Here is a 211-nt window from a genome sequence, read left to right as displayed (position 1 = left end):
CTTTGTGGATGCAACAGTCTAAACGTTTTGACTTTGGACGGGCATTTAAAGTGTGTTGTTATGTTTTAGCGCTAAGTGTACTCCCCGCTTTTATGTTTGTAATAGTGCCAAGTGATGATTTAAATCGGTTTGACTTAATTTTTCAAAGTGTAACATTCACGGCATTGAGTTTATTGGCTTGTTTGATTTGTTCTTGGATTGCTCGCAGGCC

At 38.4% G+C, this 211-nt stretch carries 1 protein-coding gene; it reads left to right on the top strand.

Features of this window, described 5'->3' with window-relative positions; genetic code table 11:
• On the top strand, positions 1-211 hold a 211-nt coding region (locus QD172_RS17335), incomplete at both ends, for a hypothetical protein (protein ID WP_279856370.1).

This window comes from Cobetia sp. 10Alg 146, from assembly GCF_029846385.1.
Lineage (GTDB): Bacteria > Pseudomonadota > Gammaproteobacteria > Pseudomonadales > Halomonadaceae > Cobetia > Cobetia marina.
This window is presented reverse-complemented; position numbering and strand designations above follow the sequence as displayed.